The sequence below is a fragment of the Hadarchaeum sp. (SeqCode) genome (assembly GCF_038871235.1).
Taxonomy (GTDB): Archaea; Hadarchaeota; Hadarchaeia; order Hadarchaeales; family Hadarchaeaceae; genus Hadarchaeum.
Genome location: NZ_JAVZIN010000005.1, coordinates 76,205 through 101,450, shown reverse-complemented (window position 1 = coordinate 101,450; position 25,246 = coordinate 76,205). Strand labels below are relative to the sequence as shown.

Genomic DNA, 25,246 nt, shown 5'->3' with positions numbered 1-25,246 from the left:
TGTCATGCTGGAACGGGTGTGGTCCTTCAAGGAGACCAACCTGCGAATCAAGTGTGACCATGATCGGGCAATAGACGCCGCGATTTCTGCTGCGTTCAAGGCCAGAATGGAAATCGAGCGGTTGATCTTGAGATGTCCTGAGTTTCGTTGGTCTCTTGAACCTTTGAAGCTGAGAGGAGATCATCCCCGCGTCATTGAGCTGATGTTAAGGGCTGGTGAGTTGGCCAAAGTCGGGCCCTTTGCTGCCGTGGCCGGGGCGATTTCCCAGGTCGCGGCAGAGGCGGCGGTGGAAGCTGGCGCTAAAAACGTGATCGTCGATAATGGCGGTGACATCTCGATATTGGGGGAAAGTGACTTTCGGGTCGGCATCTTTGCAGGATTTGCGGCGGGCTCGGGAAAGCTCGGTTTCTTGGTTAAAAAAGAGGAGCTGCCCATCGGGATCTGCGCCAGTTCCGGCACCGTGGGACATTCGCTGAGCTTTGGCTGGGCAGATGCGGCCGTAGCTGTTGCCGACGATGCCGCTCTGGCAGATGCCGCAGCGACAGCGATAGGCAACGCCGTAGTGGGGAATGACGTAGAAAGGTCCATCAGGAGTGGTCTGGAAAGGGCCAAGGAAATTCCGCAGATAAGGGGTTGTTTGGTCGTGAGGGAAAAGCACATTGGGGCCTGGGGAAGGGTGCCCGAGCTAATCGGTGTTGATCCTGGGTCTCGCGAGCTGTTGACCACGTTAGAAAAATACCAGAGTTATGGAAAAGGCGGGCTGGCGCCTTAACATCGTGGCTAAAATAACAAGATCGCTTATGGTTTCTTCACTTCTTTCATCATTTTTAAAAAAATCGCGTAAGGTAAACCCAGCACCAGTTCATCCGCTGAATAACCCGCCAATTCTCTGGCTCCACCGCAGAGCAGCGTCAGATTGGGCCTCTGTTCCGTGAACGGTATGGCCACCGCCTCTCCAGCTATCGCCGAGCCTTGGCAGCTCATGCTTGCCTCTAGGCGCTTTTTCAAAACTCTGCTGAGTGCTTGAACTATTAACATGGCATGGGCGGGGTCGGTAATGATGACGACAATGTCTGGTTCAACCTCGATTTTTCCAAGCGGTGCAATGAGGATTGACTTGGTTTTCGCGGGCTTGATGCGGGGGCAGAGGTCAACATATTGTGGTTCGTTGAAACCTAGGATCACACGTGTGCTGTAGTTGCTTAGATCATCCTCAGTGACCACATAGCTTTTCCCCTCATATGCAGCCTTTCTCACCAACTCGCAGAACAGGGACGGTTCTTTTGGTCTGTTTCCCGCTATTTCCCTGTCTGAAACAAGTATAGCAACCGGTTCGCTCACGATCTGAAAAACCTCCTTGAACTCGCTCGAGAGACGGGCCGGATTCAAGTTCACCCCTATAACTATGTTATTATTTTCTACTTATGAAAATGTAGTTTCGAAATCATCTGACGTGCTTTTGTTTTTATAACAAGTATGAGAACGTTAATATTCGATGAAGGGGAGTTGATATTAATGGTTTGTTGATTGGAATTGCGAGGTGGAATTAGTTCATGCCCAAAATTCCGAAGGAAAGGCTCAGCATTTACCGGGACCTTAAGCGTGATTTTAAGGAGGAAAAGTTCATCAACCTGCACCCGATACAGCGGGGCGGTGTTCTGACTCCAGAGGCCCGCAAGGCCATCGTTGAATTCGCTGATGGTTATTCCACCTGTGACTGGTGCCCTCCGAAGACCGCGAGGCTTGACATGATTGAACGGCCTCCGATTGCCCAGTTTATGCAGGACTTGGCTGAGTTTTTAGGGATGGACGTTGCTCGCGTTGTGACGCGTTGTCGGGAGGCCCAGTTCATAGCCTTCACAATGCTCGGAGATCCTGGTGATTATGTGGTCCTGGACAGCTTGGCCCATTACTCCACCTATACCGCGGTGGAGTTGGCGCGCTTGAGAGTTAAGGAGGTCCCCCACAGCGGCTATCCTGAGTTCAGGGTCAACCTAGAAGCTTATGCTGATAAAATTGAGGAGGTTAAGAGAGAAACCGGGAAGCTACCAGCCGCTGTCCTGCTAACGCACGTTGATTATCTCTATGGCAACCTCAACGATGCCGCCGTGGTTGGCAAGATCTGCAAGGAATATGGAGTTCCTTTCATCTTGAACGCCGCTTACACTGGTGGAATAATGGACATTGACGGTAAAAAGGTGGGTGCGGATGTTATCACTTCCAGCGGACACAAGTCTTGGGCTGCCAGCGCCCCTACAGGAATACTGGCGACGACGTCAGAGATAGGCGAGAAGATCTTTGCTCGTTCCAAAATAGTCGGTGACTGGAGCAAGCGCAAGTTTGGGATTAAGGAGTACGCGTTGCTCGGCTGCACGGTGATGGGTGCGCCGCTGATGACCTTAATAGCCTCCTTTCCTCATGTCGTCGAGCGCGTTGAGAGGTGGCCCCAGGAGATAGAGAATGTTCGCTACTTGGTTGAGCAGCTGGAGAGGATAGAGGGGACGCGGCAGATCGGAGTCAGGCCGAAGAATCATACTTTGACCCACATAGAATCTGACGGCTTTTTCAAGGTTTCTGAGGCGCACAAAAGGAAAGGGTATTTTCTTTACGAGGAACTCAGGCGTCGCGGCATCGTTGGCGTGCAACCAGGCCTGACCAAGCACTTTAAGCTGAACACCTATGGTCTTTCCCGGGAAAAAGTGGAGAAAGTGGCTCAGGCCTTTCTTGAGATAGCAAGAGAGCACGGTCTGGCAGTGAGCTGAAACTTCTTGTGCCCCATTTTTACACGTTAAATAATACTATTGAGATTGGTATTTGGTGTCGAGATGCGGGAGTCAGCTGAGACCCGGAACCGACGGCCGAGGCGGTCGGGAGAAAATCCATTTGGTTTGACTCAAGATCAAATTATCCGCTACAGCCGCCAGTTGATCCTGAAGGAGGTCGGTGGGAAAGGACAGAAGAAACTGTTTTCATCGAAGGTGCTCGTCGTTGGTGCTGGAGGACTGGGCTCACCTGCCGCCCTTTACTTGGCTGCGGCGGGCGTTGGGAAGATCGGTGTAATGGATTCAGATAAGGTTGACCTCAGCAACCTGCAGCGCCAGGTCATCCACTCCACTAGGACGATTGGCAGACCCAAGGCGGAATCGGCTAAAGATGCGATTCAGGCCCTGAATCCCGAGGTCGATGTCGTCACAATTGAGGAACGCCTTGAGCCAGAAAACGCCCTTGACCTCTTGAAGGGCTGGGATTTTGTTATTGATGGTAGCGACAACTTCCGGACAAAGTTCCTCATCAACGACGCCTGTGTGCTTAAGGGCATACCGTTTTCCCATGCCGGTGTCCTCCGATTCATAGGTATGACGACCACCGTTATACCGCGGCAGGGGCCATGCTACCGCTGCCTAATCAGAGAAGCTCCACCACCTGGTGCGGTCCCCACCTGTCAGGAAGCAGGAGTTTTAGGAACTGTCCCGGGCGTCATGGGCACCATCCAGGCCACGGAGGCGATCAAGTTTATCATCGGCGCGGGCAACCTTCTTGTCGGCCGCGTGCTCTACTTCGACGCCTTAAGTATGCGGTTTGACCAGTTTGAGCTCAGGCGAAATCCCAAATGCCCCTCGTGCGGTGACAGGCCCATCATTAAGGATCTGTCTCAGGTGGACTATGGCACTGTCTGCAGGGTGAGATCAGAATGAGGGCCGACCGCACCATCGACATCAGAGGCGAGGTCTGCCCCTACACTTTCGTCAAGTCGAAGCTGGCCCTTGAGGAGTTGGAAAGTGGACAAATTCTCGAGATCATATTGGACCACGACCCCGCCGTGGAAAACGTGCCGCGCAGCATGGAAGCCGATGGGCACAAGGTCCTCAGCGTGAAAAGGGTTGGAAAGGACTGGCAGATCTTAGTAAGGAAGGCCTAGACTACTCGACTGGTTCAAGCTCGACGTCTTGGATTTTCCCATCCCTCATCATGAACGCCTTTCGCTCGATGATTTTTTCTTGACTCAGCCCGAGAATCAACCACACCAGATGTCCCCAGAACTTCATGAATTCCGCATCCCTAGCGCTGACGTAGGCGTGGAGGTTGGGATGGGAGTGATAAATGCCGATGAGCTGCAGGCCCCTGTTTTCCGCTTCTTTGTAGACGTTGTAGACAAACTGGGGATCGGCCTCGAAGGCCACCGGTGAGTTGAGCGTGTTCTGGGCCCTGACCACTTCCCGGACCTCGAATACTCCCTTTTCCGAGGTTCCGATCAGCAGGCCGACGCACTCGTGGGGATAGGTCTCCAGCGCGTGGGCATCAATTTTTCTAATGTCCGAGGATTTTATCTTTAGTTTCATCATCTCACTCAGACAGAATCCTCCCCACCTGCTCCAGCCAGATGCACATCTCGCAGTCCTCACTTCGCGGGGGCGGTGTCTCTGATTCCAAGATCTTCTTCGCCTTGACCAGCACCGGCGGAACTCGATCGGGATCCGTTTTCGTCGGAACCGCGGTTATCTTAAAAGGAAAACATCCCTCTGAGATATCACCCGGTTCCGGGGTAAAATAGAGAAGGCAGCCTCCGGCCACTGGCCTGTAACCGTTATGCTCGAGCAGGTAGGCGTAGCCGTCCAGTTGCATCTGGTAGTAGTAGGGGACCTCTGGTTGTGGCCTGCCAGTCTTGTAGTCAATGATGTGGTATCTTCTGTCCGGTGTCTGGACCAAGGCGTCCAGTTTTCCGCTCAGCGTGACGCCGCTGGCAGGATCGGTGGCTTTCAAGGTCTTGGTGACGTCCAAAAATTTGCCTTTTATCGGGAACCACTCTGGGAGGTTGGATTTCCCGATGAACTGTTTCATGTAGCCCTTTATTACCGAGTCCATCTGACTGGTGATGGCCGCGAAGATTGACGGTGCCGGGCCGACACGTTCGGCCAGCCAAAAGCAGAGGGGACAGTCAAGAACTGATTGAAGATCGGTGACGCTAATCGAGATCGGCTTCCCCATAGGATCACCGAGTTATATTGGTGGCCGTTCCCTTTTTTAGCCGTGGGTTTTCTTTAAAAGGAGGCGATATTTATTATCGGTAGCATGCCGAAATGCTCCGTTTGCGGCCGAGCCGTTTCCGAGGAGCGGATGAGTTACTGTAGCCAATGCGGACGGGCCTACTGTGAGCGCTGTGCGGAGGAGGAGCCATCGATGGCGGCGCTGGGCGTCTGTCCCGACTGCGAGGAAGCTTGGCAGGCGGAGGACGACATGGATGAAGAGTGAAATCCGTTTTGGAATCGTAGCTGGGGCGTTATTTGCGTTTTAGATTAGTTTTAATAACTTCGGTTTACTTTTATAAAAAGGTGCCAACCATTTCCTGTGTCAATTGTTTGTAAAGTGCCGTATTTTCCGTTCCATTTCCAAGCCCTTACGCCTAGCTTCTGAAAAGGTTTTATTTTACAAGTGTCCAAAAGTTCCTCGATGAAATCTTCTTGAAAGATTTGTCCCACAAGAGCATTCAGACAATTTCTCATTTTATCAAAATTAAACAATGTTCCACACTCTTCACACGTCCACAGATGTCCATCAGATTTTCGTAGAGCGGAGTAGCCACATTCAGGACAGGTTAACATTCTTGCACACTGAGATCTATTAAAAAAGAAGTTTAAGATTTTTTGATTCGATACTTTCCTTTTCCTAGGAACTCGATTATGCCATGGTCCCTCAATACCTGTAATTGTTGGCGAATTTTGGGTCGAATGTTTTTGTTAGCTGGATGAAGTTTTGCTAGCTTTTCCTCGAATTCATAAATGTCGGCCAGAGTAAAGATTTCTCGGTCAAGTTGTCTTATGCTGGCAAGCACATCAGAGAGCCATCCACGGGAGTGAACCGACTGCTCCCTTAAAAAGGTGAATCTTTTCCAATTTTCCCTAACAATTTTTTGAGGCATTTCAATCCCATTTTCTATTATTGGAATCCTAGCGTCTAACGGTAGGTTACCAAGCAGAATGTTTGAGCCGATCCAGCCGTGTCTTCTCGCCTTTTCGCTGAGGGGTTTTCTTTTCTCGATAATCGATTCGGAGATGAAATGCTTTGGCACGGCAAAGAGATTAGAAACAACCATGGCTTTTGGGTTGTAATGTAAAAAAAGAAAGTTTGGAATTGTTCCAGCGTAAATTGCTTTAATTTTTGGTTCGTATGCGGAGTTCGTTACCCGGTAACCAAACGGGTGGCTCTGGCTTTTCAGTTGGTAAGATTCTTCACATTCAGGGCAGACAAAATCGATTACCTTTTTTCCTGAAGATGTGGGTTGCAAGTTATCCGTGGAGCAAGCGAGACAATACAGGTTTTCACTTGCCCAAGTTTCGGTTAATACTTTAGCCTGTTGGGAAGGACTTTTGTAACCTTTAGCCAAGTCGATTCTAAGTTCTAAATTCAACCCTATCCCAAAATACAGTAATTAAAGGGGATCTAAAGATCTTTTTTTTATTCACAGTTTTAGAATAACCCAGTGTTTTAGTTGGTGCACGTTCTCGATCGGTTGAATCTGTTTGAAACGCCTTTTTACACAGACAATAAAGTTTAGGTTGATGCTGTTCCGGGAGCTGGCCGAGGTTTGTGAGAGTCTTGCCTCCACCACAAAACGCAGTGAGATGGTCAGAATGGTGGCTGATTTTTTGGCATGCTTGGAGCCTGAAGAAGTCGAGCCTGCTTCATGCATGCTGCTCGGTCGGCCTTTTCCGAAAACGAGCCGGTGGCGGTTGGACGTTAGCTGGGCGACCCTGGCCGAGGTCGTACTTCGGATTACTGGAGCCAGCCAAAGAGAGCTGGCCGCAGCCTTTGACAGGACAGGAGATGTCGGTGCCGCCACGGCCATCCTTTTTCATACCGCAAGGACCAAGCACCAGCAACTTTTTTTAATCAGACCACTCCTGCTGTTGGAAGTTCATGAGATTTTGAGAAAGGTGGCTAGACTGAGTGGCCCGGGCGCCAGAAGGAGAAGGGAGAGGTTGATCGAGGGGTTGCTGAACCGCTGTGAACCGCTTGAGGCCAAGTATCTCGTCAAGATCGTCACTGGTGAAATGAGGACCGGTTTTCAGGAAGGGCTTATGGAACTGGCGGTGGCCCGAGCCTTCGGTGTTCCCTTTAAAGCGGTGAGAAGGGCTGTTATGTTTGCAGGAGATATAGCCGTTGTCGCCGGGGTTGCGGCTAAGTCGGGTGAGGCGGGAATTAAGAGCATAAGTCCCTCACCCATGCGGCCCATAAGCCCCATGCTGGCCCAAGTCTGCAATGAAATTGAGGAGGCCATTGAAGCTCACGGAGGCACGACGAACTTTGAATACAAGCTCGATGGCGCGCGAGTGCAGATACACAAAAGAAGAGGGGAAATCAGGATATTCAGCCGTCGTTTAAGTGATGTAACCGAGAGTCTTCCGGAGATAAAAAATCTAGTACTTCAAGAGCTTCGTGCCGATGAGGCGATTGTGGAAGGGGAAGTAATCGCGGTAGGTAAGGATGGCCAGCCGTTGCCTTTTCAATCATTGCTGCAGCGCTTCAGGCGGGAGCGGGAGGTAGAGCGAGTGGCCAAGGAGATTCCGGTCAGGCTCCAGCTTTTTGACCTACTCTACCTCGACGGCCGAAGTCTTGTGGATTGTTCCTACGAGGAGCGACGGGAGAGACTGAAAACCATAGTTGGGGACATCGAACTGACCGAGCAGCTGACGACTTCCAGAGCCGACCTCGGTAAAGATTTCTTGGAGCGAGCGTTAAGAGCAGGACATGAGGGTTTGATGGCGAAGAAACCAGGCAGCGCCTACGTTCCCGGTGTCAGGGGAAAACTCTGGCTCAAGATAAAACCGATTCTCGAACCGCTTGACCTCGTGATCGTAGGAGCCGAGTTTGGTTACGGTCGAAGACACCGGTGGCTCTCGGACTACTACTTGGCCGCGCGGGATGAAAACACGGGAAAGTTTGAGATAATCGGGAAGACCTTCAAAGGGCTAACCGATGAGGAGATCAAGGAAATGACCCGAGAACTGCAGAAGCTCGTGATCAGGCAAGAGGGGAGGAGAGTCTGGGTTCTGCCGAAGATGGTGGTCGAGATCGCCTACAATGAGATTCAGCGCAGCCCCAAGTACCCCAGCGGCATGGCACTTCGATTTGCCCGGATAATCAGGTTACGTCCTGATAAGTCGCCAATAGAGGCCGATACTATTCAAAGAGTTAGGGGAATTTTTGAGAGACAGGTCAAGAGGATTTAGCGCTTTTGTGGACCATTTTTAACGACCTTTTGCTAGGATTTTCACGGCGCCAATGGCGACTTTTATCGCATTTTCAACGGCAGGAAGAGGGCGGACGATCTTCCCTACCGGGCCGATTATCGCCAGCACTCCACCGCTGCGCCAGCCGTTTACACCGGCCACGGTGAAGATGGTCGCGCACTCCATCTCGGTCGCCAGCACCTGGGCCCGTCGCCAGAGCCCCCAGAGTTCCTCTGCCTGTTTGGACAGCGGGACACGGCCAGGCTCCTCCGCATAAAAGGCGTCCTTGGAGACCACCACGCCCAGATGATATCTTATTCCTAGATTCTTGGCCGATTTAATTAGGGCGTTGGTCACCTCAAGGTCGGCAACTGCGGGATAACTGAGAGGTACATATTGTTGCGAGGTTCCCTCTTCTCTGACAGCGGCGTGGGCGATGACGACATCCCCTATTTTTACATTTTTACCGAGAGCGCCCGCCGTGCCTACCCTGATGAAGGTGTCAGCTCCACATCGGGCCAACTCTTCAACGGCGATGGCAGCCGAAGGGCCACCGATTCCGGTCGATGTCACGCTGATGGGCATTCCATCGACCTTGCCGGTGAAGGTGCGAAACTCCCTGTTGTAGGCGATCTCCTTTGCCTCGTCGAACTTCTTCGCTATCAACTCCGCCCTTGCCGGATCGCCGGGCAGAAGCACATAACGGGCCACCTCCCCCGGTCCGACGCCGATGTGGTATTCCTTTTCACTCACTAGGCGTCTTTGCATCCCGATCCATGTTTACATTACTCGGCAAAGCTTAAAGCGCCTGATTATCGGCTCAGACCGCGGCCAGAACTACTCCAAAAAAGACAACTACCATACCGATGGCGGCTCTGAGGTGCGGTTTTTCTCCAACGATGAAGACGCTGAGGAGAAAACCAAAAGGGATGACGGCGGATGAAAAAGGAGACAGGGAACTGACTTTCTCCATCTCCAGGGCAAACATGAAAAGAAACGTGGCCAAATGACTGAAAAAGGTTGAGGCCAAGGTGAGCGCCAGGATATTTTTCCCAAGTTTCTGTTCTCTCCAAGATCGCTTAATAGCAGCAACCGTGTTCAGGAGCACCGCCGCCGCGACCACTGAAATCCAGATAAAAGCTAGGACATCCATTCCGGAGTTAATTGCCATTTTTCGCAGCACGAGATCTAGTCCCCAGAGAACAGCCGAGATCATAGATAACGGTACCGCGAAGCGCCATTGGTTAGTCTCCTTCCCCCTTGGCATGAAGAGAAGAGACCCGCCCACGACTAAAGCTAGGGAAAGCGGCAGCAGGGGGTTGATCTCCTCACCAATCAGAAAAATAGCGAGCAGGGCGGTCCAGACGGGAGAGGCGTTGCCGATGGTGATAACCTTGTGCGCCGGGGCACGTTTCATGCAGTAAAACAATATCAGGAGGGCAACCGCGAGGCCAAACAGCCCGGCATTTATGGCGATTGCTATCGACCAGATGCTGGCGGTTTTTGGTCTAATGAGCAGGAAGGCGGGCAAAAGTGCCAAGGTCACTGAAGAAAAGCGAATCGCGTTGAAGGTTATTGGGTCCAATTCCTTCATTACCAGCTTGCCCAATACCTGCCCCAGTGCCCAGAAAAAGGCAGCTCCCAGCGCCAGAGTGACCGGTTTAATTTCCGTAGTATCAACATTCAAGTAGTCGATGAGAACAAAAAAGGTTTATTTTAAAAGATTCTGCACTTTTAGAAACGAGTTCAAAATTTCATTTGACGAACCACTTGCCGAGGACGGCCTCGGCTAGCTTGCCGCGAACGCTGTGGCTAATGCTGGGTGAATTATTGGCGTTGAATGGGTCCATGGCGTCATCCCACCAATAACCCACCGACATCAGGCAGTTGATGTAGTTCTTTCCTTCCAGAGCCCTGAGCAGAGCTTCGTAGGCATCGGCCTGTTGCTGCCAGTCACGGATCAGATCGGGGTGAACATCACTGGGCTCGACCCACTTCATTCTGATGGCCCCAACATAGCTCTGAAACTGGACATGGAGCATCACCTTCTTGCCGTAGGCTTTTGCGGCTGGTTCTATTCGCTTGGTAAGGGCTTCCTCAAAGACAACCTGCATCTCAGCTATAGTGGGTCGGTCAGAGTCCGTGATGTGAAGCCCGGTTAGATCGACGTAGATGAAATCAGCCGCGTCCCACATGGTCAGAAATTCCAGCGATGAGGGTTCGTTGACATCTAGTATATCGATCAGACCAATGGTTACCTCTCCATTATAGACCAGCCTCACCTTGTCAACCAATTCACGGATTTTTTCCGAGGTGTAAGCAAAGTCATCCCCCTCGTTCCACATATCCCCTCTGGGTCTGACCTGAAGTGCATCGACTCCAGCCGCTTGACATTTCTCTGCTTCCTCCACCATCAAATCGGTCCACCTTTCCCAGGCCACATCGAGCCATTCCCTAGTGCGCACCTTGCTCCGGTTTGCCAGAGAGACATCGACATCTTCAGTCCATACTGTGCCGATGTTTACGATTACTTTCATGCCCAGCGAGTGAGCCTTTTGTACGAACCTGTTCATCTCCTCTTGGGTAATCGTGTTGACTGGTCTGAGTCCAGTACCCATGAATCTTATCTCGGGAAGTGGATCTAAGGCCGTGTACTCAACGAAGTCCGTAAGCAACACCCACGACACGCTCATCTTCTTCTTCATCCTTTCCATCGATGGTCCTGCGGCGTCCGAGGTGTTCTCAAACCCGATCTTGTTGTAGTTAATACCCCACAAGTCAAAGAAACCCTGACCTAATTCCAAGTCAGGGGCAAGCCCGTTGTTTATGTAGGGGATGAAATCGAAGACCTTTTGGTAGTTCATCTCCTCGGCGTTGGGCCAATCGGGCATGTTGCGGCTTTCGTAGGTTCTCTTGCTCTTAACCACAGTAATTGAGCCACCGACCCCGGTCGGACTTCCATTTTTCAAGTAGCTGTAGCTAAGGGAATCCCCTGAGGTCGCGTTTTTCAGGTAGGCCCAAGTCACCTCATTCACCCGCTGCATTGGGAAAGGACCATCGCCATCAACTTTTATGGAAAATTCGCTTTCGGCTTGGTCGTAGGGAACGGTCAGGGTGAACTTTACGGTGACGGGCTCTCTTCCCGCTCTGGTTAGGATGAAATCCTTCTGGACGGAATTTATGCTTACATGAATAGTATCGATTTCGGTATTGTAGCCCTCTTTCTCGACTATGATTTCGAAGTCCCTTTCCTCCCTAGCCACCTCAAATTCATAATAGCCAGTGGCGTCGGTGGTCGTCAGCAGCCCTGCCATGCCGCCTAAGTGAACGGTGGCCCCAGATATTGGGTTGCCGGCTTCGTCGCGAACGTAGCCCGTGACATTAGCCCGGGGATTTCTCGTCAAAGTGGGTGTCGTCGTCGCGGAGGTGGTTTGGGGTGGCGATGTTGGAACACCACCGGATATCAAAAAGAAGCCAATACTTCCAACTGCAATGATAATCACGATCACGAGCGGTAAAATCATCTTTGAGTTTATCTTCCCACCAGCTTCCAATAGCCTGTTATTTTTTCGTTATAAAACTTCGCCGTTCTTTCTGATTTTGGGGTCCCAGCTGGCTAAAGGTATTTAGAAGGTAGCGGTGATTTTAGTTGGGGTTTGAGTTCATGTCACAAGCCGAGTTACCTCCACCACCCCCTCCAGCAGCTGCGCCTTCGAAGAACTTTGTGACCATAGTGATCGGCCTGTCTTTGGTTGCCATCGGTGCCATACTGATCAACCAAGGGATGAATACGGTGCAGACCGAGATGGCCCTGATAGTCGGAGTCGGATTAATCGCGGCGGGTGGGCTTCTCGTTTTTGCCGGTGCCAGCAGGGTTTGCCAGAAAACTTGGGTCAACCTCGGTTTGCTCTTGGTCGGGATTTGCCTGCTGGTCGCTAGCGGGACGCAGCTCTCCACGAACTGGAGCAAGGCCATCTACGGCATCGTTTTAACCGTCGTGGGCATAGCCATGATAGTTGCCGGAATTTCAATTGCGAAGAATGGCTGGGAAAAATTCACGAAAAAATAGTCCATTTCCCGACTCAAACTCAGCAAGATTTTAGTCCGACTACCAAAGCGGCAATTTTACCGAAATCAGTTCACAGTCTGGTAAATCTAAGTTCTGGCATGACATAGCTATGTCACCTCAAGGCTCAACCATAAATGGAAAGACGGTGAGTTTGATGGGGTCAAAACACAGCTGAGTAAGCGAAGGTTGTGGAATTTTAATTTCAGACCTTTAGGCGGTTAAAACAGTTACTTGAACTCTACATTCTGGAAGGGCAAGATAAAAACTTAAATATGAGGCTTGAAACTATTAAATAAAAAGGTGATTTGTTTGCGGTCATGGAAGCGGATTTCGTTGGCGGCGGTTTCGTTGCTGGCGATGGTCTTATTTTTAAACGTATATTTGGCTGCTGCCTCCCCCGAGGAAGTGAGGATCACTACTTCTTTTCCGCGAATTGAGGTTAACCCTGGGCAGAATATCCAGCTCTCAGTGAACCTAAGTAACCTCAGCTCGGAATACCAGACGCTCAGCTTGGAGGTCTCGGCTCCGGAGGGCTGGCAGGCGACCTTGAAGAGCGGTGGTTACTTGGTCAAAATGGTTACATTAGGACCTTTTGACAATCAGCCCATCTCCCTCACGATAACCCAGCCAACTGGCGTGAACCTCGGCACCTACACCGTGGTGGTCAAGGCGTTGGATGGTTCGGGTAATGTGGTAGATTCCTTGAACATCATCATCGATGTAGCCGAGGTTTCGCCACTGGGGTTGACCCTGAGCACCACCAGCCCGTCCATCGAGGGGCCGGCGGGAAAGAGCTTCCAGTTCTCGGTTGATCTGGTGAATGAAACAGGGGAGGAGCGTGACATCGACCTCTCCTATCTTGCTCCGACCAACTGGACCGTTACCTTTTCTCCAGGTTATGAATCGACGCTGATACGCGCGATTCACATGAAAGCTGGGGAAAGAAAGACATTGAGAATAACAGTTACCCCGGCTTCAACAGCCGATGCTGGGGAGTATTCGATTACAGTTCTGGCAACATCTGGCGCCTACAGCCAGTCCTTGGATCTAAAGGCGATAATCACTGGAACCTACACCATGGATCTATCCACATCTGATGGCCTCCTGAATTTGAATGCTCCGCAAGGAGAGGCTACCATAGTCACCCTTGTTGTTAGCAACACAGGCTCCGGGACTTTGGAAAAGATGAGCTTTAGGTCCAGCGGTCCCAGCGGGTGGGAGATTAAGTTCGACCCTGACAAGATTGATGCCGTACTGCCCGGTACCACTGTCCAGGTGGCGGTGAGCATAAAACCGCCCGCCGACGCGATACCGGGGGACTACGGCCTCAGAATTACCGCGTCAACCAGCGGCACCAACTCTGTTTCTAAAACGCTTGAGCTCAGAGTCACTGTTTTGGGTTCGATGGTGTGGGGCCTAGTTGGGTTGGTCATAATCATAGTTGTCGTGTTGGGGTTGGTCTTCATATTCTGGCGCTTGGGCAGAAGGTAGTCATATGGACCAGAGTTTGGCCATAGAGACCCACGACCTGACCAAGAAGTACAACGACTTTATCGCAGTCGACCATTTGAACCTCTCGATAAGGCCGGGCGAGCTCTTTGGGATGTTGGGCCCGAATGGAGCCGGCAAGACCACAACCGTTTTAATGCTGCTGGGCCTCACCGAGCCGTCAGCCGGAACCTGCAGTGTTTTTGGTCACGATCCGTTCAGGGAGCCGCTGAAGGTCAAGAGCATCACCGGCTATCTGGCCGAGAGAATGGGTCTTTATGAGGACCTGACGCCGGAGCAGAATCTGAGGTACATCACCAAGCTGAACCAGATCCCTGAGGAGGAAGCGCGCAAGCGCATCAAGGAAGCTTTAGCCAGTGTTGGGGCAACCGATTACGCCGACGTTAAAGTGGGAAAACTTTCGCGTGGGATGAGGCAGAGGGTTGGAATTGCTGGCGTGCTGGTGAAAAAGCCGAAGGTGGCCATTTTCGATGAGCCGACTCAGGGACTTGACCCTGAGGGCAAGAACGAGCTGCTGGATCTGATGAAGCGCATCAGCAAGGAGGAGGGGACAACGGTGCTCCTGCTCTCCCACATGCTCGCGGATGTGCAGCACATCTGCGACCGCATCGGCATCATGCTCAGAGGCAAGATGGTTGCCATCGGTACCATCGAGGAATTGAGGACCAAGACTAAAGAGGACTGGGTGATCGACATTGAAGCGGAGAATATCACTTCAAAGCTTATCCATGACCTATCCTCCCTGCACGGTGTAAGGGGCGTCGATAGGTCAGGCAAGGTTATCACGGTTAGATCGGAGAAGGATATCAGGCAAGCCATAATGGAGGTCTTTCTACACAACAAGGCGGTTCCCATCAGCCTGCGGGCGCGGGAGAGGTCCTTGGAGGAGATTTACCTGGGTTACCTGGGGGAGAGCTAATGGTAGGGACGCGCGAGATCTTCATCAAAGAGCTGGCCGATAATCTGGGCAGTAAGAGATTCTGGCTGCTGTTTTTCATCATCTATGCGCTGGGAATTTTCATGACCTATGGTGCGGTACAAAACTTAGGGCTGCAGAGGACCCTGGGCGAAAACGTGTTTCTTCAGCTCTTTGTCATTGGGGCGCAGGGGTTGCCCTCATTTCTGTGGGTGGTCATTTACATTGCCCCGCTGCTGGGTTTCATCTTCACCTTTGACACGATCAACCGGGAGATCTCCAGCGGCACCTTGGGCAACGTTCTTTCCCAGCCCGTGCACAGGGACTCCTTGATCAACGCCAAGTTTCTCGCTGGCGTGGCCACTATCGCCATCACCTTGGTCGGTGTGATCTTTATCGAAGTTGGATTTGCCATCCGAGCCTGGAGCACTCTGCCGACCCTTGAGGAGATAGGCAGGATATTGGTCTTTCTCCTTATTAGCGTCGTTTACCTCTCCATCTGGGTCGCCTTAGGTCTTCTGTTTTCGGTGATTTTCAGGCGGGAGGGGACTTCGGCTCTGGCTTCGGTTGCTGTCTGGCTTTTCTTTAGCTTTTTCATGTACATGATTGCATCACCCCTGAAAAACCTGACGCTGCTGTACTTCTCACCGAACTACATCTTCCTTGAGGCCGCTTATGTGATGCTCAGTCCAACGGTTAGAATTCTGGGCCCGGTTTCGATAGAGAAGTTATATGGGATGGTCGCCAACCCGCTCCCGTTGGACCAAAGCCTGCTGCTGGTCTGGTCGCATATAACTGCCTTGGTGGCGGTTACATTCATCATCTTCGCCATCTCCTATGTGAAATTCATGAGGCAGGAGATCAGGGCCATCTAGTTACTCAATTTGAATAGCGCACCCGCCGCCGTGATCGGTTGCCCATGGATTTAATTTAAAATTGTTGCCTTAGAGGAGTTACCAAAAAAGTTTTTAAGAGAAAACTATGCGTTTGAAACGGGAAGTAATGGAAAAAACGTAAAGGGTGAAAATTTGGCAGCCCAATATTATACAGTAGGTAAACCGTCTATCAGGAAGGACGCGATTCCAAAGGCCACGGGGCAGGAGAAATTTACCTGTGATGTGGTTGTGCCGGGAATGCTTTATGGCAGAATTTTGAGAAGTCGCTATCCACATGCTAGAATCAAACGCATCGACACCAGCAAGGCTGAAGCTATGGGGGCAATCTGCATCACTTTTGATGACGTTCCTAAGATTAAGTACAACGAACGTATCGTCAGCGTTCCCTCAGCGACGTTTAAGGACAGAACTGTTCTTACCAATAAACCCCTGCACGTGGGCGAGGCAATCGCGGCCGTCGCTGCAGAGACGGAGGAAAAAGCCGAAAAGGCGCTTCGATTGATTGAGGTAGAGTATGAACCACTGGAACCGGTTTTCGATCCGATAGCGGCTATGAAACCGGGAAAACCAAGTCTCCATGACTCGATAATTATTCAGGACAAGGTCGTGGAGATAAAGAACAACATCGCTGCCAAGGTGGAAATATCTGAGGGTGACGTTGAAAAGGGTTTCCAGGAGGCGGACATTGTCATTGAGGGCACGGCAAGGACCAGCAGGGTTTATCACGCCCAGCTAGAAACCAAGTCAGCTGTCGTTGTTCCGGAGCCAAACGGTGGAGTGACCATCTGGACAACAACGCAGAGCATCCACAACTGCCGGATACTCATCGGCGAGATCTTTGGCATACCCTTGAACAAGGTCAACGTTAAGAAGATATCGTTGGGTGGGTCTTTCGGCTCCAGCATTCAGATGAATTCGGTACTCCCTATTACGGTTGCTCTAGCTCTGAAGGCAAGGAAGCCGGTTAAAATGTGCACTACCCGCGAGGAGGACATGTACGACCACTGCCGATATCCTATGATTCTGAAGTATAAGTTAGGTGCCAAGAAGGACGGTAAGCTCGTTGCCGGAGAGATGGAGGTCATCGTTGATATCGGGGCCCATAACATCCAGGCCTACCCGCTTTTGGGTTGCACCGCCGGATGGCTGGTTTCTCTCTATAAGATGCCAAACCTGAAGTTTACTGGTAAAGCCGTTTACACCAACAAAGCCCCGGCCTGTGCGATGCAAGGCTTTGGAAATCCGCAGGTGAACTTCATCGCCCAGACCATGATGAACGAAGTTGCGGAGAAACTGGGCCTCGACCCCATTGAGGTTGAGCTTAAGAACTACGTTGGACTTGGCGATGTCTTCTGGGGACAGGGACCAACGGTGAGATCGGTAATAAGGAGCTGCGGAGTTGAAGAGCTGATCAAAAAAGGAGCCGAGATGATCGGGTGGAAAAGCCGTGGCAGACCTCAGGACAAGAAGGGGGACATCGTCAGGGGCATTGGCATGGCGCGCGGTTTCCACACCTCAAGTGCCGGAGGACCGCTGCCCGGCGAGGCGGTCGACTTTTCCGGCGCAATGATCAAGGTAAATGAAGACGGAACGGTAGATGTTATTGCCTCGCTTCAGGACATGGGTGGCGGCGCGCTTGAAGCCGGCCTGAAAATAGTGGCTGAGACGCTTGGGGTGCCACTTGATTGCGTGGAACTGGCACCCACAGACACTTGTAACTCTGTTTATGATGTCTGTCTGCACGCCACTAGAGGAGTGTACGCCGGCGGTGGAACTTTAAAGAAGGTCGCCGAACAGGTGAGGCAGAAACTGCTGGAATACGCGTCGAGGATTTTGGGAGTTTATCCCCATGCGCTAAAGATCAGGCCCGATGAAAAGCTCAAGCAGGGAATAATCTACGCCGAAGGAATTTCTGGGAAGGAGATAACCGTCAAAGAGGTGGCCGCAACCGCCAGAAATAAGAACTGGGGGACAATCGCCGCGGTTGACAGCCTCAGACAGGGGCAGTGTCCTCCGGCCTACACCGTCTACTTTGTCGAGGTCGAGGTCAACAAGAGAACGGGAGAGGTGAAACCGGTGAGGGCCGTCATAGGAGCCGACTGCGGGACGGTCATCGATCCTATCTATGCGGTGGCGCAGATACATGGGAGCTTTTACCGTGGCCTCAGCTACGTTCTCTGTGAGGATACCAAGTACAACAGGAAGACCGGAGAACTGACTAATAAAGGATTCTTCGCAGGCTACAACATTTTGAAGGCCGAGGACATGCCCAATCCTGATGATATTCAAGTATTTTTCGCCAACACCTATGAGGATACGGGACCGTTTGGAGCCAAGGGGATCGGAGAGGCCGCGATAAATCCAGTTCCTGCCGTGATTGCCAACGCGATCTACAACGCAATCGGGGTCTGGATCAGGGAGATGCCGATAACGCCGGAAAAGGTTTTAAAGGCCTTGAAGGAAAAGGAGGGGAATTAAGATGGTGAACACGAGGATATTGTTTAATGAGTTCGAATACCATGAGCCTAAGACAGTTGCTGAAGCTGTGGATCTTCTTGCCAGATATGGAAAGGACGCCAAGATACTGGCCGGAGGAACCAACCTGATCGTTGACATGAAACTCGAAAAGATCAGTCCAAAGCATTTGATCTATATTGGCAAGATACCGGAGTTGCGTTCGATAGCGAAGGTTGGATCTGATTTGGTCGTTGGAGCCAACGTTTCGTTTTTTGACATGATGAGAGCGCCTGAGCTCAAGGATTATCAAATACTGCGCGAGGCCTTTGAGAGCATACAGCTTGAGATCAGAAGAATGGGCACAATAGGCGGAAACATCTGCAATGCGGCTTCGACTGCGAGTGCCGCACCACCGCTGTTGGCGCTTGAGGCACGAGTAAAAGTCGTTAGCAAGAGAGGTTCCAGAATAGTACCCCTTGAAGAGCTGTTTGTCGGCGATCGCAAGACTTCACTGGCTCCTGATGAGCTGCTCACCGAGATCCATCTGCCAGCGCTAGATGGGAGATGCGGCGCCGCATACGGTGAGATAAAGAGGAAGATAAAGTTCGCTGTGGTCATTGGTCGCCAAGGGGAAAAGTGCAGGTACTGCAGGATAGCAATGGGCGGTGATATTGAAAAGCCCAGACGAGTGAAAGAGGCGGAAAGCTTGCTTGAAGGGAGGAGTTTTGACGACAACGCCGTGAATGCGGCCTGCGAAGCAGCGGTGGCCGGAATAGATCCTGAAGAGTGGTATCTCAGAGAAATTGCGAAGTATCTGTTTCAGAAAGTGGTACAAGAAGCTTGGCAAAGGGCGAGGTGATTGGTGTGGAAGAGAGGAAAATTAAGATTAAGGTCAACGGAAGAGATTGTGAACTGAACGTGAAGCCGAATGAACTTCTCCTTAATGTGCTGAGGAATAAGCTGGGGCTGTGTGGGACCAAGTACGGGTGCGGGACGGGAGATTGTGGTGCCTGCACGGTTTTAGTTAACAACGAGCCGAGGCTTTCCTGCTTGACCTTGGCGGTGACCGTCGACGGTGCTGAGATTACCACCATTGAGGGTCTGGTGACAAATGGAAAGCTGCATCCGATCCAAGAGGCTTTTGTAAAGCACGGTGCCATCCAATGTGGGTTCTGTATTCCTGGAATAATAATAATGACAAAGGCCTTGCTTGATGAGAATCCCCACCCCACCGATGAGGAGATAAAGGAGGCACTGAAGGGACACCTCTGCAGATGCACCGGCTACATCAACATCATTAAGGCGATAAAGGCAGCTTCTCTTGAGATGTCGCAAGCGTAGGAAACATGGTCAAAGTTAAGGTTTTCGAAGGAGGACACCTAATTCAGGAGCTGACGATAGAGGAAGCTCTAGAGCTTATAAAGCGGAGATTCTTTGAGGGTCAGTCCGTCATCATCGATGGAGTTTATGTCGATGCCTCGGATATTGAAAAGGTTAAGGAGAAGCTCTCCAAGGCCAAGGAGGGCATCTCCTTTTTCCCATTGATCGGTGGCGGAGAGTTATAGGTAGAATTTTAATTTACGGCATTACCATTGACATTACGGCTTTTTGTACGTGCAACCTGTTTTCAGCTTCCTCGAAGTAGAGAGAGCGTTTGTAAGTGTCAAGGACTTCGTCGGTGACTTCCTGCCCCCGATCGGCTGGGCCGCAGTGCATGTAGTAGGCTTTGTTTGTCTTGTCCAGCAGTTCCATGGTGGTTATCCAGTTCTTGAATTTTGCCTGATAGGCCGAGGCTCCCTCCTTGTCAACGGTATTGTTGTAGGGCGGTACAAACTGTTTTGGTGACCAGGCCTTGGGATAGACAAAGTCAGCCCCCTCAAAGGCTTCCTCCATGTCATAACAGATTTCGAAGCTACCGCCATACTTTTCCACGTTTTCTTTGCAGGCCTTGATGATGCTGTCCTCGAGCTCAAATCCCTTTGGATGGGCCAGTACCACATCCATCCCCATCTGTGTGGTTATGAGAACCTCGTTCTGGGGGACGGCGAGCGGTTTCAGGCCTCCAGAGTAGGCGTAGGAAACGACGAACTTTTTGCCCTCCAGTTTCGGTTCGACTGCCCGCGCCGCCTGCATGTCGGCCAGAGCCTGGAATGGATGGTGCATGTCGTCCTCCATGTTTAGGACCGGGATATCTGCCCACTTGGCGAACTCCTGAATTACCCGATGACCGCGCCCGATGGTCCACTTAGCAGCGTCCCCGTAAATCCTAATGGCGATAGCGTCGCCGTATCGGCTCAGAACCCGGGCCACGTCAGATATGGCCTCAGTGGCGTAAGGAACCATGTCCTCGGGCAGGGTCGGCGTGTAGAGGTCTTGGGGGCTGAGGAAATGTGCGTGCCCCCCGAGCTGATAGATTCCCGCCTCGAATGAGTTGCGCGTGCGGAGCGATCGGTTGTAGAAGATCATGAAGAGAGTTCTGCCGGGAAGATAATTTGTCGGGGTTCTTTTTCTGAATTTTTTCTTCAGGTCATCCGCAGCATCAAGAATCTTTTTGATCTCCGCCTGTGTGAAATCCTGCGTGTTGATAAAATCTTTTCCCTTCATGGAGCCAACATATTTTGGAATTGGCACTCAAATCACCGAGAATAACAGTTTGTTTCATAATTTAAGGCTTTATCCCAGCTTATTTTGACCCCGTTTGGTATGATGGCGGAATCGTGGAAAGGTTATCCGCCTGAAAGGTCTTTATCCCAGATGCTCAAAATTTCTTTGGTGTCGATGAGGGGCCTGCTGCTGGACGTTGATTTTGCAGAGGAAGAGGACAAACCTAGCGTAAAGCTTTTTGTAAAGGTAGGATCGGAGACGGTAATGGCGGTTGACAGCCGGTTTGAGGAATATTTTTATGTGGTTGCAGATAACCCCGCCAAGACCTGCAAGCTCATCGAAAAGATCGAGCTGGATGAAGATGGTGCGCTGATAAAGCCGAAAAGTGTTGAGATTGTCAGGCGAACCCTGCTGGGCAATGAGGTTGATACGATAAAGGTCTCATTTCACCAGCCGCGTGATGCTGCGAAGTTGAGGCACAAGATTCGTGAGTTACCTGGGGTTAAGGAAATCTATGAGTTTGATATCCCCTCAGTTAGGCGTTACCTGATCGACCGCGGTCTAACTCCGATGTCGGGCGTCGAGTTCAGCGGCAGAGTTGAGGTGAAGAACGGAGTCAAGACGGTGGTCATGGAGGGAGTCCCGAAACCGGTTCCAGTGGATGAGCCCAAGCTGAACATAATGAGTTTTGATATCGAGGTCTACAATCCCACCGGTAGCGTTAGACCAGACAAGGACCCAATAATAATGATCAGCTTAGCGGATAACCGCGGTCTGAGAAAGGTCATCACTTGGAAAAATTTCGATAGAAAACCGGAGTATGTCGAGGTGGTCGACAGCGAGCGGGAGATGATAAAAAGGTTTGTCGAGTTGGTGAAGGAGCGGGACGCCGATATCTTGCTGGGATACAATACTGACCTGTTTGATTTGCCCTACATTCGAAGCCGGGCCAAGCAATTGAAGGTGAAGCTGGATTGGGGCCGCGATGGTTCTGAGCTGGTGGTGCGCAAACGCAGATTTGCGACCGTGTCAAAGATCCGGGGTCGCGTTCATGTCGACGTGTTTGCCATGGTTGATTTCCTAGCCACCATTGGCTCGATAAGATTAATTCATTATTCACTGACCGACGTTTACCGTCACTTTACCGGCAAGGAGAAGCCGGATTTTGAGTTTTCCGAGATGACCAACGCTTGGGAGAAAGGGGGCGATGCCGGGCTCAGGTTTCTGGAATACTCCATGTCGGATGCCGATGCCACGCTGGAGGTTGGTTTGGAGCTGCTGCCTCTTTTTCTCGGGCTGACCCGCGTTGTGGGGCAGACGCTTTTTGACGTTCAGAGGATGACTCCGGGGCAGCTGGTGGAGTGGTTGCTGGTGGCTGAGGCGCACCGGATTGGTGAGCTGGTGCCACCGCGGCCCGTTGGTGAGGAATTTGAGGAAAGGGTGGAGGAGACATTTACCGGCGCTTATGTGATGGAGCCGGTTAAGGGACTCCACGAGGATTTGGTGGTTTTCGATTTCAGATCCTTGTATCCCTCGATAATTGTCACCCATAACATCGACCCATCCACGCTGAACTGTCAGGATTGCAAGCCGGGCGAAAGGGAGCAGGTGCCGGGATTGAGTTATTACTTCTGCAAGCGGAGAAGGGGCTTTATCCCGACAATCCTTCAACGCATTATTGAAGAGAGAACCAAGCTGAAAGCCGAACTCAAAAAAATCGGCCGTGAGACCAAGGAGTATCGGGCCTTGGATGCGCGGCAGTGGGCGATGAAGATAGTCGCGAACTCATTCTACGGTATGCTGGGATATCCGCGAGCTAGGTGGTATTCCAAGCAGTGTGCGGAGAGCGTGACCAGCTTCGGCAGACATTATATTCACCGGACAATTGAAATGGCAAGAGAGTTTGGCCTTGAGGTGATTTACGGTGACACCGACAGTCTGCACTGCAAGCTAAACGGCAAGAGGCGGGAGGAAGCGATGCTTTTTCTCAAGAAGGTCAACGAGAGCCTTCCCGGGATTATGGAACTGGAGCTGGAGGGATTTTATCCGCGCGGCATTTTCATCACCAAGAAGCGATATGCCATGATCGATGATGAGGGCCGCATGGTCGTCAAGGGTTTGGAGTTCGTTCGCAGGGACTGGGCGGCGATAGCCAAGAAAACACAGGAGGAAGTGCTGAGGGCAATCCTGCGCGATGGGTCACCCAAGAAGGCCGCGGAGATCATCAGAAAGACCACCCGAGACGTCTATGAAGGGCGGGTTAACCTCGAAGATTTGATCATCTACACTCAGTTGAAGATGCCCATCGAGAGCTACAAGGCGATAGGGCCACATGTGGTGGCGGCAAAGCGCCTCAGACAGCTGGGTCATGAGATTGAGCCGGGCATGATGATAGCCTACATTGAGGTTAAGGGTCCGGGAAGTATAAGCGACCGTGCGGTTCCAGTGGAGGATTTTGAGGGCAAGGAGTACGATCCGGATTATTACGTCGGACATCAGGTACTCCCAGCGGTGATGAGGATTATGGAGGTTCTCGGTTACAGCGAGGAGGATTTGAAGTTTGAGAAAGAGAAGCAGGTTGGTCTTGACAGGTTCATGAGATGAGGATTTCGCCGTTTGAGGTCAGGGCAATCTCAAAGTTTTTAGTTATGGAACGGCCGTGAATTCTATCCCCGGCCTCTTCCTTTATTCTGGCAATGATCTCGGCGGTTCCCTGCTTCACCCGGATCTTGGCGGCATCGGCGGCATCAAAAATTTTTTTCGGCACTTGGAGGATGTCTTCCCCCGGTTTCACGGTGATGGTCACCGGAGCCTTTAGTCTCTCAAATAGTTTCAAGGTTCTTTCTGCGCGGGCAATGTTCTCCCTAGCCCTGCGCTCGAGAATACTGACGTTGGCCCGGGAAGTGTTGAGCCGACGGGCTATTTCGGCCTGGGTAAGTCCCCTCATTCTGAGCTCGAGAACTCTTAACTGGGACTCGGTCAGAAAGGTATCCTCCATGTACCCCAAGTTTTAATTGCTCCCGTGCATTAAACAACTTTCGTCTGGTGATGTCGTGTTGGATCCAGAGGAGTTGGAAAAGTACCGGAAAGCAGGAAAGTTGCTGGCCGAGGTTCGCGAACAGCTGCGGCCGATGGTCAAACCCGGGGTCAGCCTGCTTGAGATAGCTGAGACGGCCGAGGGACTCATCACTGAGCGGGGGGCCAAGCCGGCCTTTCCCTGCAATGTTTCGGTCAACGAGGTGGCGGCCCACTACAGTCCACCTGCCGATGATGAAACCGTGATTAAGTCGGGAGACATGGTCAAAGTTGACATCGGAGCCCATGTGGATGGTTATATAGCAGACACGGCTTTCACGGTGGCTACAGGAGAGAAGGCCGAGATGGTTCAGGTAGTAGAAAAAGCGCTCGAAGCCGCGATTGCAGCGGTGAAGCCCGGAATTGATGTCGGGGAGATCGGTAAGGTGGTTGAGGAAACGGCAACGGCAGCCGGTTTCAAGCCCATTCGCAATCTGACCGGACACAGCTTGGCCAGATGGGACCTTCACTCGGGGCTCACGATACCCAACGTCAAGGAAACTACTGGAATGATTTTGAAGGCGGGCGATGTCTTGGCCATCGAGCCGTTCATCACCGATGGGGCCGGATTTGTTGAGGATAGAAAGAGTCTCTATATCTTCAGATATCTGCGTGACGTTCCGACCCGGTTGAGGATGTCGCGGGAACTTCTGCGCGATGTGAAGCGTGACTATAATGGTTTGCCCTTCGCCGAGAGGTGGTTGGCTAAACGTATGTCGAAACTTCGCCTTGAGCTGACCCTTAGGGAGCTGGTTGGGATCGGAGCCTTCTGGCCTTACTATGTCTTGGCGGAGCGGGCCAATGGTAAGGTAGCACAGGCAGAGCACACGGTGATAGTTACCGAGTCAGGCTGTGAAGTCACGACACGTTGAGTCGTAATATTTCCTCTAAACACCTGAGGTTGAACTTGGTGTTGGCACAGCCATTCTTGATCAGATATACCGCTTGAGCCGGCAGACTTCTGCTTTTAAGGTATGCTTCCGCTTGTTTGATCTCTTGGCTGCAGGCGACGCCTACCACGCCATCATAGGGGTTTCTTTCTAGTATCATGGGTAGACAGGTCCCACCTGGTAAGATGTAGATGTCGTAACCACAGTCTCGACCAAGCGCCACTGCTTGGTTTACCAAACAGTCTGGGGAACAGCTGTGGCAGTAGTAGGAGGGCACGTCCGGGTCGAAGCTTGCTTGGCATCTACCGTCCATATATTTTCTGGCACAGTGAGGCAAGAAGAGTGCCCTTCGTTTGCTTTTTTGAAATCTTTCTCTTTCCATGATGTTGTGTAAATGAATATCAACTAGGTCTTCTATCAAGGTTGAAACATCCGCCATGTTCAGACCGCCAATTTCTTGAATATTGAGCTTTTCGGTCAAGCGTCTGACAGTCCATGCAATTTTCTTGTGCATATTCTTCTGGTAAGCCATCTCGACCAAGGCATTGAAAAAAGCATGCGGCACCCGCGACAGGTCGAAGCTAAATCTATAGGGCATGGTT

At 51.5% G+C, this 25,246-nt stretch carries 26 protein-coding genes; 16 read left to right on the top strand and 10 right to left on the bottom strand.

Going from position 1 to position 25,246, the window contains the following annotated elements; all coding sequences use genetic code 11:
* The first annotated feature begins 4 nt into the window (after window positions 1-4).
* Window positions 5-772, top strand: coding sequence for a UPF0280 family protein (locus QXT02_RS03535; RefSeq protein WP_342811968.1), 768 nt, complete (start codon window positions 5-7; stop codon window positions 770-772).
* 26 nt (window positions 773-798) lie between these two features.
* Here QXT02_RS03535 and QXT02_RS03530 read toward each other — a convergent pair whose 3' ends face one another.
* Window positions 799-1,389, bottom strand: a complete 591-nt coding sequence (locus tag QXT02_RS03530) for a DUF169 domain-containing protein (RefSeq protein ID WP_342811967.1) — start codon at window positions 1,387-1,389, stop codon at window positions 799-801.
* A 164-nt stretch (window positions 1,390-1,553) separates the two neighbouring features.
* On the opposite strand from QXT02_RS03530, the gene pscS reads away from it, so the two are divergent.
* The 3 genes from pscS to QXT02_RS03515 all read left to right on the top strand — a co-directional run bounded on the left by pscS (window position 1,554) and on the right by QXT02_RS03515 (window position 3,919).
* Window positions 1,554-2,762 (top strand): O-phospho-L-seryl-tRNA:Cys-tRNA synthase, encoded by a 1,209-nt coding sequence (gene pscS, locus QXT02_RS03525; protein ID WP_342811966.1) that lies wholly within the window; start codon window positions 1,554-1,556, stop codon window positions 2,760-2,762.
* 63 nt (window positions 2,763-2,825) lie between these two features.
* On the top strand, window positions 2,826-3,695 hold the full coding sequence (locus QXT02_RS03520; RefSeq protein WP_342811965.1) for a HesA/MoeB/ThiF family protein: 870 nt from the start codon (window positions 2,826-2,828) through the stop codon (window positions 3,693-3,695).
* Window positions 3,692-3,919, top strand: a complete 228-nt coding sequence (locus QXT02_RS03515) for a sulfurtransferase TusA family protein (protein ID WP_342811964.1) — start codon at window positions 3,692-3,694, stop codon at window positions 3,917-3,919. The genes QXT02_RS03520 and QXT02_RS03515 overlap by 4 nt, the downstream gene beginning before the upstream one ends.
* 1 nt (window position 3,920) lies before the next feature.
* Here the strand turns inward: QXT02_RS03515 and QXT02_RS03510 are convergent, their stop codons facing one another.
* Both QXT02_RS03510 and QXT02_RS03505 read right to left on the bottom strand, forming a co-directional pair.
* Complete coding sequence (locus QXT02_RS03510) at window positions 3,921-4,340, bottom strand: M67 family metallopeptidase (protein WP_342811963.1); 420 nt, start codon at window positions 4,338-4,340, stop codon at window positions 3,921-3,923.
* A 4-nt stretch (window positions 4,341-4,344) separates the two neighbouring features.
* Window positions 4,345-4,986 (bottom strand): PD-(D/E)XK nuclease family protein, encoded by a 642-nt coding sequence (locus tag QXT02_RS03505; protein ID WP_342811962.1) that lies wholly within the window; start codon window positions 4,984-4,986, stop codon window positions 4,345-4,347.
* 84 nt (window positions 4,987-5,070) lie between these two features.
* Here QXT02_RS03505 and QXT02_RS03500 point away from each other — a divergent pair, with 84 nt between their 5' ends.
* Window positions 5,071-5,250 carry a hypothetical protein gene (locus QXT02_RS03500; protein WP_342811961.1) on the top strand — a complete coding sequence of 60 codons (180 nt, stop codon included), beginning with the start codon at window positions 5,071-5,073 and terminating at the stop codon, window positions 5,248-5,250.
* Between the two features lie 382 nt (window positions 5,251-5,632).
* On the opposite strand, the gene QXT02_RS03495 is transcribed toward QXT02_RS03500, so the two are convergent.
* Complete coding sequence (locus tag QXT02_RS03495) at window positions 5,633-6,406, bottom strand: DpnI domain-containing protein (protein WP_342811960.1); 774 nt, start codon at window positions 6,404-6,406, stop codon at window positions 5,633-5,635.
* A gap of 151 nt (window positions 6,407-6,557) precedes the next feature.
* Here QXT02_RS03495 and QXT02_RS03490 point away from each other — a divergent pair, with 151 nt between their 5' ends.
* Window positions 6,558-8,228 (top strand): ATP-dependent DNA ligase, encoded by a 1,671-nt coding sequence (locus tag QXT02_RS03490; RefSeq protein WP_342811959.1) that lies wholly within the window; start codon window positions 6,558-6,560, stop codon window positions 8,226-8,228.
* 18 nt (window positions 8,229-8,246) lie between these two features.
* Here the strand turns inward: QXT02_RS03490 and udp are convergent, their stop codons facing one another.
* From udp to QXT02_RS03475, 3 genes are all read right to left on the bottom strand, one after another.
* Window positions 8,247-8,996 (bottom strand): uridine phosphorylase, encoded by a 750-nt coding sequence (gene udp / locus QXT02_RS03485; protein WP_342811958.1) that lies wholly within the window; start codon window positions 8,994-8,996, stop codon window positions 8,247-8,249.
* 52 nt (window positions 8,997-9,048) lie between these two features.
* Complete coding sequence (locus QXT02_RS03480) at window positions 9,049-9,915, bottom strand: DMT family transporter (RefSeq protein ID WP_342811957.1); 867 nt, start codon at window positions 9,913-9,915, stop codon at window positions 9,049-9,051.
* Between the two features lie 67 nt (window positions 9,916-9,982).
* Entirely contained in the window at window positions 9,983-11,782 is a 1,800-nt protein-coding gene (locus QXT02_RS03475) for a carboxypeptidase regulatory-like domain-containing protein (RefSeq protein WP_342811956.1), read from the bottom strand.
* Window positions 11,783-11,877: 95 nt separating this feature from the next.
* On the opposite strand from QXT02_RS03475, the gene QXT02_RS03470 reads away from it, so the two are divergent.
* From QXT02_RS03470 to QXT02_RS03435, 8 genes are all read left to right on the top strand, one after another.
* Window positions 11,878-12,297, top strand: coding sequence for a hypothetical protein (locus QXT02_RS03470; protein WP_342811955.1), 420 nt, complete (start codon window positions 11,878-11,880; stop codon window positions 12,295-12,297).
* 309 nt (window positions 12,298-12,606) lie between these two features.
* Window positions 12,607-13,788 (top strand): NEW3 domain-containing protein, encoded by a 1,182-nt coding sequence (locus QXT02_RS03465; protein ID WP_342811954.1) that lies wholly within the window; start codon window positions 12,607-12,609, stop codon window positions 13,786-13,788.
* 4 nt (window positions 13,789-13,792) lie between these two features.
* Complete coding sequence (locus tag QXT02_RS03460; RefSeq protein ID WP_342811953.1) at window positions 13,793-14,725, top strand: ABC transporter ATP-binding protein; 933 nt, start codon at window positions 13,793-13,795, stop codon at window positions 14,723-14,725.
* Entirely contained in the window at window positions 14,725-15,597 is an 873-nt protein-coding gene (locus QXT02_RS03455; protein ID WP_342811952.1) for an ABC transporter permease, read from the top strand. The genes QXT02_RS03460 and QXT02_RS03455 overlap by 1 nt, the downstream gene beginning before the upstream one ends.
* A 153-nt stretch (window positions 15,598-15,750) precedes the next feature.
* Window positions 15,751-18,096 (top strand): xanthine dehydrogenase family protein molybdopterin-binding subunit, encoded by a 2,346-nt coding sequence (locus QXT02_RS03450; protein WP_342811951.1) that lies wholly within the window; start codon window positions 15,751-15,753, stop codon window positions 18,094-18,096.
* A gap of 1 nt (window position 18,097) precedes the next feature.
* Window positions 18,098-18,934: an FAD binding domain-containing protein gene (locus QXT02_RS03445; RefSeq protein WP_342811950.1), complete on the top strand. Its 837-nt coding sequence runs from the start codon at window positions 18,098-18,100 to the stop codon at window positions 18,932-18,934.
* 5 nt (window positions 18,935-18,939) lie between these two features.
* Window positions 18,940-19,416 (top strand): (2Fe-2S)-binding protein, encoded by a 477-nt coding sequence (locus tag QXT02_RS03440; protein ID WP_342811949.1) that lies wholly within the window; start codon window positions 18,940-18,942, stop codon window positions 19,414-19,416.
* Between the two features lie 5 nt (window positions 19,417-19,421).
* Window positions 19,422-19,640 carry a hypothetical protein gene (locus QXT02_RS03435; protein ID WP_342811948.1) on the top strand — a complete coding sequence of 73 codons (219 nt, stop codon included), beginning with the start codon at window positions 19,422-19,424 and terminating at the stop codon, window positions 19,638-19,640.
* 13 nt (window positions 19,641-19,653) lie between these two features.
* Here the strand turns inward: QXT02_RS03435 and QXT02_RS03430 are convergent, their stop codons facing one another.
* A complete protein-coding gene (locus QXT02_RS03430; RefSeq protein ID WP_342811946.1) occupies window positions 19,654-20,679 on the bottom strand; it encodes an ornithine carbamoyltransferase in 1,026 nt (341 codons plus the stop codon).
* Window positions 20,680-20,853: 174 nt separating this feature from the next.
* Between QXT02_RS03430 and QXT02_RS03425 the strand changes: the two genes are divergently transcribed.
* A complete protein-coding gene (locus QXT02_RS03425) occupies window positions 20,854-23,283 on the top strand; it encodes a DNA-directed DNA polymerase (RefSeq protein WP_342811945.1) in 2,430 nt (809 codons plus the stop codon).
* Here the strand turns inward: QXT02_RS03425 and QXT02_RS03420 are convergent.
* A complete protein-coding gene (locus tag QXT02_RS03420) occupies window positions 23,273-23,677 on the bottom strand; it encodes a Tfx family DNA-binding protein (RefSeq protein WP_342811943.1) in 405 nt (134 codons plus the stop codon). The genes QXT02_RS03425 and QXT02_RS03420 overlap by 11 nt on opposite strands.
* Window positions 23,678-23,732: 55 nt before the next feature.
* Here QXT02_RS03420 and map point away from each other — a divergent pair, with 55 nt between their 5' ends.
* Entirely contained in the window at window positions 23,733-24,626 is an 894-nt protein-coding gene (gene map, locus QXT02_RS03415) for a type II methionyl aminopeptidase (RefSeq protein ID WP_342811941.1), read from the top strand.
* On the opposite strand, the gene QXT02_RS03410 is transcribed toward map, so the two are convergent.
* The gene (locus tag QXT02_RS03410) at window positions 24,613-25,242 is read right to left on the bottom strand and encodes a DUF116 domain-containing protein (protein WP_342811940.1); all 630 of its coding nucleotides are present in this window, start codon (window positions 25,240-25,242) and stop codon (window positions 24,613-24,615) included. The two genes, map and QXT02_RS03410, sit on opposite strands and share 14 nt — an antisense overlap.
* Between the last annotated feature and the right edge of the window lie 4 nt (window positions 25,243-25,246).